Origin of the sequence: Methylobacter marinus A45 (genome assembly GCF_000383855.1) — a bacterium.
Lineage (GTDB): Bacteria > Pseudomonadota > Gammaproteobacteria > Methylococcales > Methylomonadaceae > Methylobacter > Methylobacter marinus.
The window spans coordinates 2,322,467-2,340,358 of record NZ_KB912877.1 but is presented as its reverse complement, the minus strand read 5'-3'; the positions used below and the strand labels follow the sequence as shown (position 1 = coordinate 2,340,358).

The window sequence follows — 17,892 nt, the reverse complement described above, 5'->3', positions numbered from 1 at the left end:
CCGCGCTTTGTTCTATACTTGACGGGTATCAATACTGAATATCATCACTGTGACAGAACACTATCAATTGCCGCCTATCCGCCTGGGCTCGCCCGGCGAAGACATTTCGGTCAGGGATCTTCAGGCGATCAAACAGCGCTTTAAAAAACTGCACCAGTATCGGAGACAGTGCGTCCAGAATTTCCTGCAGCCCCGGCAACGCCTGTTTTTGGATCTGTTACCGCTGATTTTTCATCATAACTACCCGTTGCTGCCGGGGTTTATTTCCTCGGAAACGCCAGCCGGCATACCTGATTACAGCCCTTCCAGCCAGACCATAAAAGCGGCCAAGCAGTTCTCAAAAAATTTCAAAAGCATGCGCCGCATGCTCCACAGCTATCCTATCGAAGGCTTGTTTCTAATGGGCAGCGCCGGCAGCATAGCCTTTTCCAAAACCAGCGACATGGATATCTGGCTTTGCCATCAGGCCGGGTTATTGGCTTATGAACTTGATGAACTGCAAAAAAAGGCCGCCGCCGTGGAAACATGGGCGGCATCATTAGGGCTGGAAGTGCATTTCTTCCTGATCGACAGCCAACAGTTCCGGCTTGGCCATGACACGCCGCTGTCCACGGAAAGCAGCGGCAAAACCCAGCATTACCTGCTGCTGGAAGAGTTTTATCGAACCGCTATTTATATTGCCGGCAAAAGCCTGGCCTGGTGGCTGGTCCCGCCCCATGAAGAGAACAATTACACCCAATATGTCAAGCACCTGAAAGAGGGCCGCTTCATTTATGACCATGACTTTATTGATTTGGGAGGCCTGGAAGCCGTGCCCGCCGAAGAGTTCATCAGCGCAACCCTCTGGCACATCTACAAGTCCATTCATGCCCCGCACAAATCGCTGCTGAAGCTGTTATTAATGGAGTGCTATGCCAGCGAATATCCCCAGCCGGAGTGGCTTTGCCAGACGATAAAAAAAATCATCTATCAAGGAAATTTTGTCACCGCCGACCTGGACCCCTATTTGCTCATCTACCGCAAGGTTGAAGCTTATCTGCAACAGGCCGGCAGCACCGGCCGGTTAGCTCTGGCGCGTCAATGCTTTTACCTGAAAATCATGGGCTTGTCCGATAATACCCTGGATGCCCAAAGCCGGGCTTTCAAGGAACACTATATACAGGATATTGCCATTGCCTGGCACTGGCCAACTTCGACGATCGCCGATCTTAAACAGCAGAAATACTGGGATATCCGGAAAGCGACGCAGGAACATGCCATTATTCTCCGGCAATTGACCCATTGTTTCCGCATGATCATGGGTTTTGCCAGAGAGCATGTTAAGCAAAACTATGAGGTCGGTAATGATCTGAAGCTGATCGGCAGAAAGCTTTACTCATTTCTCAGAAAAAAGACCGGCAAGATTGAAATTATCACAACCCGCACCGCCATTCATGCCAAGGAACAGGAATTATCCATTGTCGAAACGCCAGGTTTCGGATGGTCTTTGTTTCTGAAAAAAGTTCAGATAAGCGAGGCAGCGGATTTTGATCCGCTGATCTCCTGTCGCAGCTTGCTTGAAGTCTGCTGCTGGCTGGTCGTCAATCGACTTTACCATAAACAGCTACAGCTCCATTTCAGCTCGACATCGCTGCAGTTCCCACGAGGCGAATTACATGCCATCCTGAGCCATTTGGACCAGTTTTTAACACCCCACTTTAACCGCGAGAACTCGCTGGATACCTACCGGCATTTAAAAACCCTGCTTAACTCGCTGATTGTTCTGAATTTGGGCCTGTCAATGCCCGACAGCCGGGAAGCAGGCCTGCATCTGATGAGCGATCGCTCCGACCCTTTAAGTTACGGCCATGACCGACAATGTTTCGTGCAAACGCTGGACAGTGTCTCAATCTCGAACTGGAATGAAATCACGACCTGCCGGTATGAAGGCATGGAAGGCCTGCTTGATTGTCTGACGCGGATTATCAACAAACACAGAAAACCCTTGTCGCCGGATGATTTAACGCTGATCTGCCATACGCCGATTCGCGCCCACAGCATCATGCAGCGCATTAAGAGCGTTTTCAATACGTTGATAACGCTGTTTCCCGGACAAGACAATTCGACACGCTACCTATTGTCCGGCGGCGCGACATTTTATGTCTTTCAATGCAGCAATAATTTTTTAGGTTATCGAAGTTTGGCTACAAAGGACCTGCTTTTTAAAGAGCTGGCTCGCCCTCAGGCGCAATTCGGCCATCTCGTTTTTGATCAGGGCATCCTTGAAGACACGCCCATTCCGCTGATCTATACGTTAAATAAGGCGCAGACCATTCAACTGTTTTATGCACACAGCCTGACGCAAATCATGGTTTATATCGTCGATGAAAAAGGGGCCTTGTACAGGCAAACGCACAACCGCTCAGACCCCAATCAATTGTTGAATCAATATGCCGCTTTTCTGGAAGCGGTGCTTAATCACAATGCGTTAAAGCCCCTGCTATCCATTGAGTATTACGAAATCCAGAAAAATTCCGCCGGGGTTTTGTCATGCAGTCCATTGCAGCTGAAAGCGCCCTCGGCCGGCAAGCAGCTGACCGTGCGCATCAGCGGCGAAATTGCCGATAATGGTTTGGCTTACACGATTTATTGCAACAAACAGGCATTCTCATCACGAACATACGGCAACCAGCTTTTTCAGGCCGTCCATGAACATATCCTGCAGTTCCGGCGCGACCAGCTGGATTATCCGGTTTATATTACCGATATAGACCTGCCGCTTTCCGCATTTCATCTCGTCAGTCCGGATCAGTTGCAAACCATCCATTACCTGAATTACAAACAAAGCATAGAGGCCAAATTAAATGCCCGCGCCACTTTGCCATGACCGAATTTTCATAGAATAGACTAATCGCCCTGGCTTTTGGTATAGTCGTAAAAAACCACGGAGATTCGGTGTATCCGTTTCAATTGAGCCTTTCAAACTATCTGGAGAAATTCTATGCCAATTAAAATTGCAATTAATGGTTATGGCCGTATTGGCCGCAATATCGTGCGCGCCTTATACGAATCAGGCCGTAACGATGAATTTCAAATTGTTGCAATCAATGATTTGGGTAGCAGTGAAACCAATGCCCATCTGACTCAATACGACTCCGTGCATGGAAAATTTCCCTTTGAAGTCAGCGTCGATGGTGACGACATGATTATCAACGGCGACAAAATCAAAGTTTTCTCGGAAAGAGACCCCTCCAAATTGCCATGGGCGGACCTGGACATTGATGTCGTACACGAATGCACCGGCTTGTTCACCAGCAAGGCAAAAGCATCGGCCCATATTAATGCCGGCGCCAAAAAAGTGATTATTTCAGCACCGGGCGGCAATGACGTGGATGCCACCATCGTGTATGGCGTCAACCATAACGTGTTGAAAGCATCGGACACGGTTATTTCCAATGCCTCATGCACAACCAACTGCCTGGCGCCATTGGTCAAGCCGCTCAATGATACCTTGGGCATTGTCAGCGGCTTGATGACCACGATCCACTCCTATACCAATGACCAGGTTCTGACCGACGTTTATCACAGCGACCTGCGCCGCGCCCGCTCGGCCACGCAATCGATGATTCCCACCAAAACCGGCGCTGCCGCGGCTGTAGGACTGGTTCTGCCTGAACTGGCCGGCAGACTGGACGGTTTCGCCATGCGTGTGCCGACCATTAACGTGTCCGTGGTTGATTTAACCTTCCAGGCCTCCAAAAACACCAGCAAGGAAGAAATCGACGATATCCTGAAAACCGCCGCGGACGGTCCCTTGAAAGGCATTCTGGAAATCAACACGAAACCACTGGTCTCGATCGATTTCAACCACAATCCGGCCTCTTCGATTTATGAAGCGCCATCGACTAAAGTCATGAACGGTAATTTCGTCAAAGTCCTGTCCTGGTATGACAACGAATGGGGCTTCTCAAACCGCATGCTGGACACTTCTATTGCCTTGATCAATGCCGAATAACCACATGTTAAGAAGAACCAAAATACTGGCGACACTGGGACCTGCGACCGATAAGCCCGGCGTACTTGAAGGCCTGTTTCACGCAGGCGTCGATGTGGTACGCATGAATTTCTCGCACGGCTCGGCTCAAGATCATATCGACAGAGCCCATGCCGTACGGGAACTGAGCCGGAAAACAGGAAGACTTGTGGGCATTCTGGCGGACCTTCAGGGGCCGAAGATTCGCATTGCCCGCTTTAAAAACGGCAGCGTGTTCCTGAACGAAGGTCAGGATTTCGCGCTGGACATCAATCTTGATGAGAACGCGGGCGATCATTCGCAGGTCGGCATTACTTACGAACCGCTGGCCCTGGAAGTCAAACCCGGCAGCCGTCTGCTGCTGGATGACGGACGCATTGTGCTGGATGTGATCAATGTCGAAAACATGCGCGTTAATTGCACCGTGATCGTAGGCGGCGTGCTGTCCAACAATAAAGGCATCAACCTGCTGGGCGGCGGACTTTCCGCGGCAGCCTTGACGGACAAAGACAAGGAAGACATCAAAACCATTGCCGAAATGGGCGCCGACTATGTCGCCATCTCGTTTCCGCGCTCGGCTGATGACTTGTACGAAGCCCGCCGCTTGTTGCGCGAAGCCGGTTGTGAAGCCGGCATCGTGGCCAAGGTCGAACGCGCCGAAGCCCTGGAGGTTATAGACGCGATTATTCTGGCCGCTGATGCGGTCATGGTGGCCCGGGGCGATCTTGGCGTTGAAATAGGCGATGCCAATCTGCCCGCCGTGCAAAAACATATGATCAAACGCACACGGGAACTGAATCGCGTCGCGATTACAGCCACGCAGATGATGGAGTCGATGATAGACAATCCGATTCCGACGCGCGCGGAAGTCTTCGATGTGGCCAATGCTGTTTACGATGGCACCGACGCGATCATGCTGTCGGCTGAAACCGCCTCCGGAAAATACCCGATCAAAGCTGTCGAAGCGATGGACCGTATCTGCCTGGAAGCGGAGAAACAGCCCAGCGTCCGTGTCTCCGACCATCGGGTCAGCATCCAGTTCGAGCGTGTCGACGAAGCCATTGCCATGTCCTCGATGTACATGGCCAACCATACCAAGATCACCGGCATTGCCGCATTGACGGAGTCCGGCGCCACGGCCTTGTGGATGTCCAGAATCAGCTCGGGCATTCCTATTTTCGCCTTCAGCAGTCACCAGAAAACCCTGGGGCGGGTAACACTATACCGTGGCGTTTTTCCTGTTTTTTTCACGCATGAAGCGCAGGACCATGCCGAAGTAAACCGCGAAATCATCGATCAGTTAAGAAAATACCTGCATGTCAAGGACGGCGACAAATTCATCATCACCAAAGGCGACTTGACCGGCCTGCAAGGCGGGACCAATGCCTTGAAAGTCGTGACGGTTGGACAAGGTTTAACGCCCTGACACTCAGCGTCAGGGATTAAAGCCCGGCACTGAGTCGACTGCCGGCCTGGCTATGGCAAGCGCACAAAACGGAGCTTTTCCTGACGCACAAAATTTTCAAATGCCATGCCGACGGCGGGCAGCCGTTTCCCTTCGCGGCGCACCATATACCAGGTTCTGACCAGCGGAAAAAACTGCACATCCAGAATAACCAGCCGCCCCGTCTTGACTTCATTATCGATCGTATGCTGAGACACGATCCCAAGACCCAGGCCCTCCTCCACCCCCAGCTTGATGGCGCCGTTATTGTTCAATTCCATATTGGCTGAAATTTTCATGCCGTTCTCGGCGAAAAATCGCTCCGTTGAGGTCCGTGTCCCGGAGCCTTGCTCGCGCATCAAAAAAGTCTCGTTTTTTAGCTCGCTCAGCAAAATGCCTTTTTTATCCCTTAAATGGTGATTGGGAGGCGCAATGACAACCAACGGATTTTCCAGCAGAGGCTCAGACACCAGATCTAGTCCTTCCGAGGGCTTCCCCATTAACACGATATCCGTCTCATTATTTTCCAACAGCTGAATCAGGCCCTTATGGTTGGTCACTTTCAGATTAACATTGACCTTCGGATATTGCTTGCAGAAACCGGCCAGCAACCGGATGGCAAAATACTGTACCGTGCTGGCGACAGAAACCAGCAAACGCCCGCCTTCCGAGCCTTTGATCTCATCCAGAATCAGATCGGCCTCGGACATTTTCGACATGATATCCCGGCTCAGCCGGTACATTTCCTCCCCGGCTTCGGTCAAATAGATTTTGCGCCCCAATCGCTCAAACAATGCCAGCCCTGCCGCATCCTCGAACTGTTTGATCTGCATCGATACCGCCGGCTGAGTCAGAAAAAGCTCTTCCGCGGCCCGCGTAAAACTCAAATGCCGCGCCACCATTTCAAACACTTTCAGTTGCCTAAGCGTTACATTCACAAAGCTACTCCTAATCCTTATGCTTTTAGCCGAAGTCTTAAACTTTTCATTATAATACTCCAGCTTTAGCCTTCAATGGACGTAATTTCCTTATTTTTTATCGGGGAAAAACAGCCCACGTCGAATATCCGCAGAATCATTTGTAAGCCGAGCCAGAATTTGTTTATATACTTTTCCTTCGGAATAATGAGTTTAAACTTTACCTAATACTGCTCCATCATTCCCGCACGCTGGTGCGGTAATAAACATCAAACCGAAACAGGATCAAGATATGCCTCAGAAAATTTTAGACGTAGTTAAACCTGGCGTGGTAACCGGCGCGGATGTACAGAAAATCTTCGCGATTGCCAAAGAAAACAACTTTGCACTGCCTGCCGTCAATGTCATCAGCACCGACTCGATCAATGCGGTACTGGAAGCGGCAGCCAAGGTCAAGTCAGCCGTGATTATCCAGTTTTCCAATGGCGGCGCCCAGTTCGTGGCCGGCAAGGGCCTTAAACTGGAAGGCCAGCAATCCCATATTCTGGGGGCGATTTCCGGCGCCCGGCATGTGCATACGGTTGCCGAGCACTACGGCGTACCGGTGATTCTGCACACCGACCATGCCGCGAAAAAACTGCTGCCCTGGATCGACGGTTTGCTCGATGCCGGCGAAAAACAATTCGCCGAAACCGGCAAGCCTTTATTCAGTTCCCACATGCTGGACCTGTCCGAAGAACCCCTGAAGGAAAACATCGAAATCTGCGCGCGCTATCTGACCCGCATGGCCAAGATGGGCATGACCCTCGAAATTGAACTGGGCTGCACCGGCGGCGAGGAAGACGGGGTCGACAACACGAATATGGATCATTCAGCGCTGTACACACAACCCGAAGATGTCGCCTATGCCTATGAAGAGCTGATCAAAATCAGCCCGAATTTCACCATCGCGGCCTCGTTCGGCAACGTGCACGGCGTTTACAAGCCCGGCAACGTCAAATTGACGCCGACCATTCTGGCCAACTCGCAAAAGTACGTATCGGAAAAATTCGGCGTGCCTCACAACACCTTGAATTTCGTTTTCCACGGCGGCTCCGGCTCATCCGCGGCGGAAATCCAGGAATCGATCAGCTACGGCGTCATCAAGATGAACATCGACACGGACACGCAATGGGCTTACTGGAGCGGTATCAGGGAATTCTACCGGAGCAATGAGGGTTACCTGCAAGGCCAGATTGGCAATCCCGATGGCGACGACAAACCGAACAAGAAATACTACGATCCGCGGGTCTGGATCCGGGCGGCCCAGCTCAGCATGGTCGCGCGTTTGGAACAGGCTTTCAAGGAATTGAACGCCGTTGATTCTCTATAATAATTAAAACTTCGGCTGACCTTTTACATCAGCTTCATGCATAACCACGAAGGACACCTTGGAACTCTCGATCAAGGATTTCCTGCTTGCCGTGTCCTTTGTGGTTAATCAAAACGCTCTGAGCAAACGCTCTTCCGCAGCAATCCGCATTTAAGCCGGGCCGCCTACAGCGTTTCCAGCCTGGCATAAGCCAGCATCAGCCATTTCATGCCGGCCGTTTTGAAATTAATCTGCACGCGTTCATGCGCGCCTTCGCCTTCCATTTGCAGCACTACGCCTTCGCCGAATTTTTCATGGCGGACGCGCTGCCCCAGTTTATATTGTCCTTCCGTCATTATGCCAGGCGCTTTCGGCTTGACGGCCGTGACGGGCCGGCTGACATTAGCGCGCATTCTGACTTCCTGAATGAACTCAGGCGGAATCTCGCGCAGGAAGCGCGACGGCCTCGGATACGAGTCGCGGCCGTATAAACGCCGCGATTCAGCATAAGTCAGATACAGCTGTTTCATGGCGCGCGTCATGCCGACGTAGCAAAGCCGGCGCTCCTCTTCCAGACGGCCGGCGTCTTCAATCGACTGCAGGGACGGAAACAACCCCTCCTCCATGCCGACCAGGAACACCAGCTTGAATTCCAGCCCCTTGGCCGAGTGCAGGGTCATCAGCTGCACGCAGTCCTCGAAATCGTCGGCCTGCAGTTCACCGGCTTCCAGCGCCGCATGCGCCAGAAACATATCCAGTTCGCCCAGGTTTTCCTCGTTGTCGGCATCGAAATCGAACAGGCGCGCCGCATTGACCAGTTCCTCGAGGTTTTCGACTTTTTCTTCGCCTCTGTCGGCTTTTTCGTTTTGATACAGCGCGATCAAGCCGCTTTTTTCGACCACCTGTTTGACTTTCTCGAACAACTCCAGGCCTTCGACTTGCTCCGCCATCTGCCTGATCAACTGCATGAAGCCGGATAAGGCATTCGCCGCGCGCGTGGACAAACGCCCTTGCCCGAGCACTTCCTCGGCTGCGGCCCAAAGTGAAATGCTCCGATTGCGCGCTATCATGCGCAGATCATTCAGGGTTTTCGGCCCTATGCCGCGCGCCGGCGTATTGATGACACGCTCGAACGACGCGTCATCATGCCGATTCGAGGTCAGGCGCAGATAAGCCAGCGCATTCTTGATTTCGGCCCGGTCGAAAAACCGCAAGCCGCCGTAGACACGATACGGCGTGCCGGTCGCCATCAGACGTTCTTCAAACTGCCGGGATTGGGCGTTAGAACGGTATAAAATGGCCACATCGCTGCGCGCGCCGCCCTCATTGACCCAGGCTCTGATGCGCTCGACGACAAAATAAGCCTCGTCCTGCTCATTGAAGGCCGCATACAATGAAATCAGGTCGCCGTCGCCGGTATCGGTCCACAACTCCTTGCCCATGCGGCCGTCATTGTTGGCAATGACCTGATTGGCCGCTTTCAGGATATGGCCGGTCGAGCGGTAATTCTGCTCCAGCTTGATGACTTGGTGATTCGGGTGGTGTTTCTGGAAATTGTAGATATTCTCGATTTTGGCGCCGCGCCAGCCGTAAATGGACTGATCGTCGTCGCCGACCACGAACAGGTTGTCCTTGCCCTGCGTCAGCAACCGCAGCCAGGCATACTGGATCGTGTTGGTATCCTGAAATTCGTCGACATGCACCTGCCTGAAACGCTGCTGATAAAACTCCAATACATCCTCATTGTCGCGCAGCAGTTCATGCGCGCGCAGCAACAACTCGGCGAAATCGACGAGTCCGGAACGCTCGCAGAGCTCTTCGTAGGCGCGGTAAATGATCAGCATCTGACGCTGATACAGATCGCCGGTCTCGAGGATGTGTCGGGCCCTGATGCCTTCGTCCTTCTGCGCATTGATATACCACTGTATCTGCTTCGGAGGCCATTTCTTCTCGTCGAGATTCAGCGTCGCCAGCAGCCGCTTGATCAGTCTTAACTGATCGGCCGAATCCATGACCTGAAACGTCTCCGGCAGTTTGGCCTGCTGGGCGTGCCGTCTTAGCAGACGGTGCGCAAGACCGTGAAAAGTTCCTATCCACATGCTGTGGGCGGACATATTCAGCAAGTCCTCGATGCGGCCGCGCATCTCCCGGGCGGCTTTATTAGTGAACGTGACGGCCAGAACGCTATGCGGCGACAAGCCCTCGACCTGGATCTGCCAGGCGATGCGATGCACCAGAACCCGGGTTTTACCACTGCCGGCGCCAGCCAGCACTAACATGGACCGGGATGGCGCCGAAACCGCCTGGCGCTGGGCATCATTTAAAGGATCTATAATTTTAGTAATATCCATGTGTTATCGCTTGCACATTTTTTGGAGCTGTGTATATTGTCTCGGATTTAGTACGGGCGGGCTAAATCATTGCCTTGTTAAAAATAATGACTACACACAAAAGGTTTTCAAGATGAGTTTTGACTATAAGCGTTTAATTAAGTTTGAATATAATATTGGCGACAAGGAAAAAAATTACCGTATGGCAGGCGGCGCCGTGCTGATCGTAATTTCAATTTTCACCGCCAAAATTATTTTATTGCTTGCGGGCCTGGTTCTGATTGCCACCGGCTACATAGGCTGGTGCCCTGTCTATTCAAGCTTCAACAAAAACACCCGCGATACCGGCAGCGACGCCACAGCCAGCTGAGCCAATCCTGTCTGACTACATGGACGTAGTTTCCCAATCTGGTGCCCCGATCATGTGTCATCAGTCATAGTTCAAACCAAACGTAAAGCCAGCGCCATTATGACCGCCAAATCCATCGCGGTCCATAGGGTTTACCCGTAATTCTGTATTCGCCCCTCAGATGATCAAATATGCCTGTAAAAATTATCAAAGAATCCATGCCCGCTCCCTGCGTTGTTATCGTATGACCGGCATTTGACAGGAGAGTATCAATCGTGGCTACTTTATTCCCCATTCCTGATAACCATCCGCAACGCTTCATACTGCATAACGAAGTCCATGCCCGTTCCTCGCTGATTCTGGACTTGCCCGTCAAAGCCAGCCATCTGGCCCTGCTGTTAGCCGCTGACGAGAAAATACTGGAACGCAAACACCTCGCGGCGCTGTGCGAGCGTTTCGGCATCACGCCGCCGAAACGGGACGTCGACCATTTCAACGCGGCGTTTGACCCGTTCCAGATTCGCTGGGAACAGCACGGCGAATTCAGCACCTACACGTTCTATGTTCAGGACAACTCCGAAGATCCGTTCGCGCAACCGGCATTGGAAAAAGTGCCCGTCGACTGGCTGGCCATGCTGCCCGGAAAAGTCATGGTGGCGGCCCATGCGGCCATCATGGCCAAACCGGACCAAGAGGGCAAAAAGGCTGATCCGCATCCTGACCTGCATGCGCTGTCCGGGTTCTTTGACGGCAACCCGATAATTGGCTCCGAAGTCATGGGAGGCGCGGCTTTCGCGTTCACCGATTTTCGTATTCATGTGGACGGTTTCAGCCGTTTCCTGATTATCGATAACCATCTTAAAACCGAACAAGCCGGACGCCTGTTACAGCGGTTGTTTGAAATCGAAGTGTACCGCATGATGGCCTTGCTGGCGTTTCCGATAGCGCGCAGGCTGACGCCGGCCCTGAAGAAAGCCGACCGGCAACTGTATACGATCACCAACGTCATGGCGCAACCGGACAGCAATGATGCGGAACTACTGGATGAGCTGACGCGCTTGGCGGCCGAGATTGAAAACCACATTTCCAGCAGTCATTTCCGGTTCGACGCGGCTAATGCCTACTATCAAATCGTGGAACAGCGCCTCGACGACTTGCGCGAAGTCAGGATTCAGGGCATACAGACCCTGGGCGAATTCATAAGGCGGCGCATGGAACCGGCGATCAAAACCTGCCAGTCGACCGCGCACCGCTTTACGCTGATATCGGAACGGGTCAGCAATGCCGGTCATTTATTACGCACGCGCGTGGACATCATGATAGAGCGCCAGAATCAGGCATTACTGACTTCGATGGATTTGCGCGCAAAAATGCAATTACGCATGCAGGAAACGGTCGAGGGCATTTCTGTCGTCGCCATTACCTATTACAGTGCCGGCCTGGTCGGCATTATCGCCAAAGCCCTTAACGCCGCGGGCTGGCCGATCGATCCCGAACTCGCTGTCGGCCTGTCCCTGCCGTTCATCATGGTCGCTGTCGCGTTAGGCATCCGGCGCATTCATAAATTGATCAAGACCACGACCACTTAGGAACGGGAATGAAATAAGACCCGCGATTGAGGCAGGCTTTCTGTTCATGTTCAACGACTGCATGGATGCAGGAGGTAGAGCAACGCATGGAGCAGTTGCCGAGGCGCGCAAACAGGCGCATAGCCAGCTATGTAACGGTTTGCGCAACGCCGAAGAGGGACAGAAAGACAAGTCAGTTGCGGGAGTTATAAAATTCACGTTCCTTAATCCTCCTTACGATATTCACCCTCCAGCACATCCTTATTAGCGGGTTGGGCCGGCTGAAAAGGACCGCCCGTCTGGATCAGGTGTTTTTCAATCACATATCGGGCGATTTTCCGGCGCAGTTGCGGAATCAGGCAGGCGAAGCCCATGATGTCGGTAACAAAGCCCGGGGTCAGCAACAAGGCGCCGCCGACCAGCAGTATCGGGCCCTCAACCATTTCATAGGCCGGAAGCACGCCTTGCGCCAGACTGGCCTGAAACCGCTGCAGCGTGGCCAGACCTTGTTGCCTCAATAACCAGGCGCCTATTACGGCCGTCAGAACCACGAGAAAAATGGTCGGGGCAGCGCCGATGATGCCGCCTACCTGCAGCAGCAAATAAATTTCCACAAAAGGCACGACCAGAAAAAACAGCAATAAAATCCGGAATACTTTCATCTAAACACTCTTGAAATACAATCATTGACCATACAATATAAGGGCAATGATCCTTAATTTCTAGAATAATCTCGACACGCCATCCGGCAATGCCGTGTTTGACAGCCTGGAAAAATGCGGTGCGGAAGCACTGGCTCCGCCGGCTTATTCCAGCGCCACGGCCGCCAGCCGGACTTTCTTCTGGACGGGGTCCATCCAGGCCACGAAGACGTCATTGCCTATGCGTGCCATATCCACATGCCGGCTGGGCCAGCGGGGAAAACCGCCCCGATAGACCAGCGTCCTGTCCATTATCCGGCCGTCAGGCATGACGCGTGCCAGCCACAACTCCTCCTCAGGACCGGCATTATGCCGCCAGCTTACCATTGCCGAGCCGTCGTCGAGCAGCAGGACACTGGCATGACCGATCGCCTGATTGTCGATGTCGATGGGCGCCTGGAAACCGGAGGCCGGGTCCTGCATAAAGCTCACTTTCACACGACCGTTACCATCGGCGGCCGTAAACCAGGCCGCCACGCCGCCCTTGTCCGCTAAATCGATGGACGGGCCGTTGCTGGGACAGCCATTGAGGATCCAGTGATCGTCATGCACGGGCTGCCAACGCGAATTGCCGCCGCGGTTCCAGCGCACGGCGCCAATGTCGCGGATATCACCCTCCAGGTGATCGCGATAAACGGTAATCAGTTCATTGCCGCGCGCATCGGTGTAACTGCTGCAACAGGAGCAGACATCGTTATCGAGCAGAAATTCAGGCCCTGGCCGCCAGTGCTTGTCGAGCACGGTGGCCATGAGCTGGAAGCGACTGTCCGAATGGTTCTCGGGCGCCTGCCCGACATGCCGGCCATCGGTCCACACCAGCGCCAGGCCGGCGTCAGGCAAGGGCGCCAGCGACATCTGAGCATCATAGATGCGGGCCGGATCAAGGTACGGCTTGAGTGGTGCGCTCCAGGTCCGGCCGCCATCGCTGGATCTGGCCAGATAAATATCGGCGGCGAAAGGGTTCTCGCTATCGTGCACGGCTGCCATCCAGGCCGTAGCCAGCGTGCCGTCGCTCAAACCCAGCACAACCGGCGCAGCGGCCAGTTTGTCGTCAATGCTGACGACCGTTTGCGCCGGCGACCAGCGGCCATGGGCATAAGTCGCGAAGCGGATATCGTTTCTGAGACCGAAGGTTTCCACCCAGCTGACGATCAGCCGGCCGTCCTGCATTTGCGCCAGATGATGCTGCTGGTTAAGCGCAACCGTAGGCAGCGACAGCTCCCGCACGGAAAGCTCCGCCGCCATTGCCGATGGAAAAACCAGCCGGAACAGCAGCAACACTGCCGCGGCTTTCTTGGCGATCAATCTGTTCATGTGTTCTCTCCAAAAAAGATGTGTCTAATATTCCACACGCACCGAGCCGAACGCCATCAGCGGCGCGCCCGGATAGACACCGACGCGCGGCGAGACATTGGCATCGGGATCGGTGGATTCATAATATTGCTTGTCCAGAAGATTGCGGATATTGACCTGGGCCGTGACGCGAGATTACCCTAGCGCCCATTTATAGGCCGCCATCGCATCCAGGCGCACAAAGCCCGGCAATTGAAAACTGTTGGCAACATCATCTTCGCACTGGCCCCCGGCTATGCCGCCCAGCCCCATGCTGAACCCGTCAATCGCCTCGATGCCTTTAAATTCGTACTTGACCACAGACTGCCCGCGTGTTCAGGCACATTGTTTTCAGGACGGTAGCAATCGTCATACCATGAACGCTAGGCATTGAAAACAAACAAGTAATTTTTATGTTTTTCCAAAAACCTATTAAAAAACTGTGTTATTTGCCGCGGGGGTTCGGGGTATATGCCCGCTTGTTAGCGCTTTCGTCTGGCCTGAATGAAATCACTCACAGCGTTGAAAGCAGGGGTAAACGTTTTAAAATTATGACGGCGCGGCAACAAAATGTTCGGAATAGGTTTAGGAAGGGTCGATCGTATACAATACGAACACGCTTTAATTTTTAGATATTAATTGGATTCAGTGGAGCAATTCACCAACATGCCGACTCATCATCAACTAATCCTGTGCACATGCCCTGACAGAGACACGGCCGACAAAATCGCCCGCCTGCTGGTGACCGGTCGATTAGCCGCTTGTGTGAACATTTTGCCCGGCATCCTGTCCGTCTATACCTGGCAGGGGCAAGTTGAGTCAGCGCAGGAGCATCTGCTGCTGATCAAATCGAGTAAAGATCGCTATCAGGCGCTTGAAGCCGCAATACGCGACAACCATCCCTACGACGTTCCTGAAATCATAGCCGTCCCTGTTGAAGCCGGCTTACCTGAATACCTGCATTGGATTGACTCATGCCTATCTTCAAAATAATTTTTTTCTGCTTTTTATCACTGGCTCATCTGCCCGTTTTTGCGCTGGGCAATGACGAACTTTTACCACCCGAGCAAGCCTTCAGAATTTCCGGCCGGGCCACTGCCGCCGACCGGCTTGAAGTTTCATGGGATATCGCCGAAGGCTATTACCTGTATCGCGACAAGATGCGTTTCGAGTCCAGGACCGAGGCCATCCAGACGGCGCCGCCCGCTTTACCGGACGGCGAAATCAAGCATGACGAATTCTTCGGCGAAATGGTCATTTACCGGCACGCCTTGACCATCCCGGTACCTTTGACGGTCAGCGACGGCGCCTCATCCCTTCAACTGCGGGTGCGGTATCAAGGCTGCGCCGATCAAGGCATTTGCTATCCGCCGCAAACAACCGTGCTGGACATCACGCTGCCCGCGGCAGCGCCGGCCGTTCAAGCCAACCCGATACAGCAACTGGTCAAGAGCAATCGCGGCATCACCTTGAATCTATCCGAAGACGACTTATTGCCGCCGGATCAGGCGTTCCAGTTTCTGGCGTCGGTAAAAGACGCCCGGACGCTGCGGGCCGATTGGCGGATCGCGGACGGCTATTATCTTTACCGGGAAAAAATCCAGCTTGAACTGATCGACGCGGCCGGCGCCCAGCTTGGCGCTTACGACATACCCAGAGGCATGTCCAAATATGACGAAGCCTTCGGCCAGGTGGAAACGTTCCATAACGAACTGGGCTTTGACCTGCCCCTGCTTCGCTCAAACCCGGCAGCGCAAACCATTACCCTGCGGGCCAAATACCAGGGCTGCGCGGACCGCGGCGTGTGCTATCCGCCCATGACCCAAGAAATCAGCCTTGACCTGCCGGCATCGCCGCAAGATGCCGCGCTCGTCAAAAGCATCCCGTCGGCCGGTAACGCCGCAGCGTCTCCTGAGCTGTCCGAACAGGACCGTATCGTGCAATCGCTACAGCAGGATACCCTGTGGATGACACTGCTGAGCTTTTTCGGCTTCGGCCTGCTGCTGTCGTTCACGCCCTGCGTGTTCCCGATGATTCCGATCCTGTCGGGCATCATCGTGGGTCACGGCAACCGCATCACGACCGCCCGGGCCTTCCTGCTGTCGCTCAGTTATGTCGTCGCCTCGGCCGTGACCTATACGGTCTTCGGCATCCTGGCGGCCCTGTTCGGCAGCAATCTGCAAACCACCTTCCAGCAACCCTGGATCATCGCTTTGTTCAGTGCCGTATTCGTACTGCTGTCACTGTCGATGTTCGATTTTTACCATCTGGAAATGCCGAAGTCACTGCAGGCCAAACTGCACAACTCCAGCGAAAAACATCGCGACGGCTCATTATGGGGGGCGGCCATCATGGGCTCGCTGTCATCGCTGATCGTAGGCCCATGCGTGGCCGCGCCGCTGGCCGGCGCGTTGATCTATATCGGCCAGACCGGCGACGCCGTGCTGGGCGGCAGCGCCTTGTTCACCATGGGCCTGGGCATGGGCGTGCCGCTGTTGCTGCTGGGCGCCTCGGCCGGCAAACTGCTGCCGAAAGCCGGCGGCTGGCTGAATTCCACGAAAGCCGTATTCGGCGTCATCATGCTGGCCGTCGCGGTCTGGATGCTGGACCGCATTTTACCGGCGCCGGTCACCATGCTGCTCTGGGCCATGCTGCTGATCATCCCGGCCATTTATCTGAGCGCGATCGACCCGTTGCCCGAACACGCGACCGGCTGGCGCAAGCTCTGGAAAGGCGTGGGCCTGATCATGCTCTCTTATGGCGTGCTGGTACTGATCGGCTTCAGCATCGGCAATACCAATCCGTTAAAACCGCTGAACGGCCTGGGCATGGGCTCCCTGCAAGCCGCGACGACGCAGGGCATTGCCTTTGAGCGCGTGGCTTCGGTGACGGAACTGGACGCCAGAATCCGCCAGGCCCAGGCCAACAATCAACCGGTCATGCTGGATTTTTACGCCGACTGGTGTACCTCGTGCAAGGAAATGGAGGCCTATACCTTTACCGATTCCAGAGTCAAACAGGTGCTGGCCAATTTTGTCGTGCTGCAGGCCGACGTCACCCAAAACTCCAATGACGACAAGGCGCTGCTGGCGAGATTCAACCTGATCGGGCCGCCCGGCGTGCTGTTCTTCGACACGGACGGCCAGGAACAGGCCGCCTTGCGCGTCATCGGCTATCAGGATGCCGATACGTTCCTTAAGACATTGACCCGGATTCAATCATGAGACCTGCCTTTATCATTATCATCGCCGCCGTTTTGGCGCTGGGCGGCGGCATTGCCGTCCGGCATTTCCTATCTTCGCCCGCCGCGCAAGACAGCCCGTCCGCATCCGCGCCTTTGCCTGATTTCAGCTTTCCCGATGCTTCAGGAAAGGTGCGCCGTGGCGGCGAGTGGCGGGGCAAGATCCTGGTCCTTAATTTCTGGGCCACCTGGTGTCCGCCCTGCCGCGAGGAAATCCCTGAATTTATCACGCTGCAGAAGCAATATGGCGATAAAGGTCTACAATTTGTTGGTATTGCCATCGAGGAGCGCGAACCGGTCGACGAGTATCTCCAATCGATTGCGATCAATTATCCAATATTGATTGGCGGCGATGACGCCATCGCCCTGTCCCAGCAAATGGGCAATGTCATCAATGCCGTTCCGTTTACGGTCGTCGTCGATCGTGAAGGCCGGATTATTCATCGCCAGCCCGGGGAATTTTCCAGGGACCGGATACTGGAAATAATTACACCGCTGCTAGATTAAACCTGACAACCACAGCCTGTTTCCGGAGCCTGCTTTCGCCAGGAAAATGACCGATAATGAAAGTAATAACGGCAAAATCCGCGTTTTTTGTCGCTAACTGTACCGAAAAACGGAATACCTAGACAAACCCATACAAATTA

Annotated in this window: 14 protein-coding genes; 9 read left to right on the top strand and 5 right to left on the bottom strand. The window is 53.8% G+C overall.

The genetic code is table 11. The features are described from left to right. The first annotated feature begins 49 nt into the window (after positions 1–49). From METMA_RS0110865 to pyk, 3 genes are all read left to right on the top strand, one after another. Positions 50–2,866, top strand: a complete 2,817-nt coding sequence (locus tag METMA_RS0110865) for a class I adenylate cyclase (RefSeq protein ID WP_040590519.1) — start codon at positions 50–52, stop codon at positions 2,864–2,866. A gap of 114 nt (positions 2,867–2,980) precedes the next feature. Beyond that, the gene (gene gap / locus METMA_RS0110860) at positions 2,981–3,994 is read left to right on the top strand and encodes a type I glyceraldehyde-3-phosphate dehydrogenase (RefSeq protein WP_020159121.1); all 1,014 of its coding nucleotides are present in this window, start codon (positions 2,981–2,983) and stop codon (positions 3,992–3,994) included. A 4-nt stretch (positions 3,995–3,998) separates the two neighbouring features. Then, complete coding sequence (gene pyk / locus METMA_RS0110855) at positions 3,999–5,438, top strand: pyruvate kinase (protein WP_027147227.1); 1,440 nt, start codon at positions 3,999–4,001, stop codon at positions 5,436–5,438. Between the two features lie 50 nt (positions 5,439–5,488). Here pyk and METMA_RS0110850 read toward each other — a convergent pair whose 3' ends face one another. Beyond that, positions 5,489–6,394, bottom strand: coding sequence for a LysR family transcriptional regulator (locus METMA_RS0110850; RefSeq protein WP_020159119.1), 906 nt, complete (start codon positions 6,392–6,394; stop codon positions 5,489–5,491). Between the two features lie 271 nt (positions 6,395–6,665). Between METMA_RS0110850 and fbaA the strand changes: the two genes are divergently transcribed. Next, a complete protein-coding gene (fbaA, locus tag METMA_RS0110845) occupies positions 6,666–7,745 on the top strand; it encodes a class II fructose-bisphosphate aldolase (RefSeq protein ID WP_020159118.1) in 1,080 nt (359 codons plus the stop codon). Between the two features lie 164 nt (positions 7,746–7,909). Here fbaA and uvrD read toward each other — a convergent pair whose 3' ends face one another. Next, positions 7,910–10,075, bottom strand: coding sequence for a DNA helicase II (gene uvrD / locus METMA_RS0110840; protein WP_020159117.1), 2,166 nt, complete (start codon positions 10,073–10,075; stop codon positions 7,910–7,912). 112 nt (positions 10,076–10,187) lie between these two features. On the opposite strand from uvrD, the gene METMA_RS0110835 reads away from it, so the two are divergent. Together METMA_RS0110835 and METMA_RS0110830 are read left to right on the top strand one after the other, a co-directional pair. After that, on the top strand, positions 10,188–10,424 hold the full coding sequence (locus METMA_RS0110835; protein ID WP_020159116.1) for a YgaP family membrane protein: 237 nt from the start codon (positions 10,188–10,190) through the stop codon (positions 10,422–10,424). 254 nt (positions 10,425–10,678) lie between these two features. Further along, positions 10,679–11,992 carry a DUF3422 family protein gene (locus METMA_RS0110830; protein ID WP_020159115.1) on the top strand — a complete coding sequence of 438 codons (1,314 nt, stop codon included), beginning with the start codon at positions 10,679–10,681 and terminating at the stop codon, positions 11,990–11,992. A gap of 203 nt (positions 11,993–12,195) precedes the next feature. Here METMA_RS0110830 and METMA_RS0110825 read toward each other — a convergent pair whose 3' ends face one another. The 3 genes from METMA_RS0110825 to METMA_RS28135 form a co-directional block, all read right to left on the bottom strand. After that, positions 12,196–12,633 (bottom strand): FxsA family protein, encoded by a 438-nt coding sequence (locus tag METMA_RS0110825; protein ID WP_020159114.1) that lies wholly within the window; start codon positions 12,631–12,633, stop codon positions 12,196–12,198. A 144-nt stretch (positions 12,634–12,777) separates the two neighbouring features. Then, a complete protein-coding gene (locus METMA_RS0110820; protein ID WP_020159113.1) occupies positions 12,778–13,986 on the bottom strand; it encodes a sialidase family protein in 1,209 nt (402 codons plus the stop codon). 174 nt (positions 13,987–14,160) lie between these two features. Next, on the bottom strand, positions 14,161–14,325 hold the full coding sequence (locus METMA_RS28135; protein WP_020159112.1) for a hypothetical protein: 165 nt from the start codon (positions 14,323–14,325) through the stop codon (positions 14,161–14,163). A gap of 345 nt (positions 14,326–14,670) precedes the next feature. Between METMA_RS28135 and cutA the strand changes: the two genes are divergently transcribed. Genes cutA through METMA_RS0110795 form a run of 3 tightly spaced genes read left to right on the top strand, consistent with a single transcriptional unit; the run spans position 14,671 to position 17,752 of the window. Further along, complete coding sequence (gene cutA / locus METMA_RS0110805; protein WP_020159111.1) at positions 14,671–14,997, top strand: divalent-cation tolerance protein CutA; 327 nt, start codon at positions 14,671–14,673, stop codon at positions 14,995–14,997. Then, positions 14,979–17,228: a protein-disulfide reductase DsbD gene (gene dsbD, locus METMA_RS0110800; protein WP_020159110.1), complete on the top strand. Its 2,250-nt coding sequence runs from the start codon at positions 14,979–14,981 to the stop codon at positions 17,226–17,228. Before cutA ends, dsbD begins: the two co-directional genes overlap by 19 nt. Then, positions 17,225–17,752: a TlpA family protein disulfide reductase gene (locus tag METMA_RS0110795; protein ID WP_020159109.1), complete on the top strand. Its 528-nt coding sequence runs from the start codon at positions 17,225–17,227 to the stop codon at positions 17,750–17,752. Before dsbD ends, METMA_RS0110795 begins: the two co-directional genes overlap by 4 nt. Positions 17,753–17,892 lie beyond the last annotated feature (140 nt).

Bases quoted from the DNA above. Each gene is read 5' to 3' on its own strand.
- gap (WP_020159121.1), top strand. From the start codon at position 2,981: ATGCCAATTAAAATTGCAATTAATGGTTATGGCCGTATTGGCCGCAAT.
- pyk (WP_027147227.1), top strand. From the start codon at position 3,999: ATGTTAAGAAGAACCAAAATACTGGCGACACTGGGACCTGCGACCGAT.
- fbaA (WP_020159118.1), top strand. From the start codon at position 6,666: ATGCCTCAGAAAATTTTAGACGTAGTTAAACCTGGCGTGGTAACCGGC.
- uvrD (WP_020159117.1), bottom strand. From the start codon at position 10,075: ATGGATATTACTAAAATTATAGATCCTTTAAATGATGCCCAGCGCCAG.
- METMA_RS0110835 (WP_020159116.1), top strand. From the start codon at position 10,188: ATGAGTTTTGACTATAAGCGTTTAATTAAGTTTGAATATAATATTGGC.
- METMA_RS0110825 (WP_020159114.1), bottom strand. From the start codon at position 12,633: ATGAAAGTATTCCGGATTTTATTGCTGTTTTTTCTGGTCGTGCCTTTT.
- METMA_RS0110820 (WP_020159113.1), bottom strand. From the start codon at position 13,986: ATGAACAGATTGATCGCCAAGAAAGCCGCGGCAGTGTTGCTGCTGTTC.
- cutA (WP_020159111.1), top strand. From the start codon at position 14,671: ATGCCGACTCATCATCAACTAATCCTGTGCACATGCCCTGACAGAGAC.
- dsbD (WP_020159110.1), top strand. From the start codon at position 14,979: ATGCCTATCTTCAAAATAATTTTTTTCTGCTTTTTATCACTGGCTCAT.
- METMA_RS0110795 (WP_020159109.1), top strand. From the start codon at position 17,225: ATGAGACCTGCCTTTATCATTATCATCGCCGCCGTTTTGGCGCTGGGC.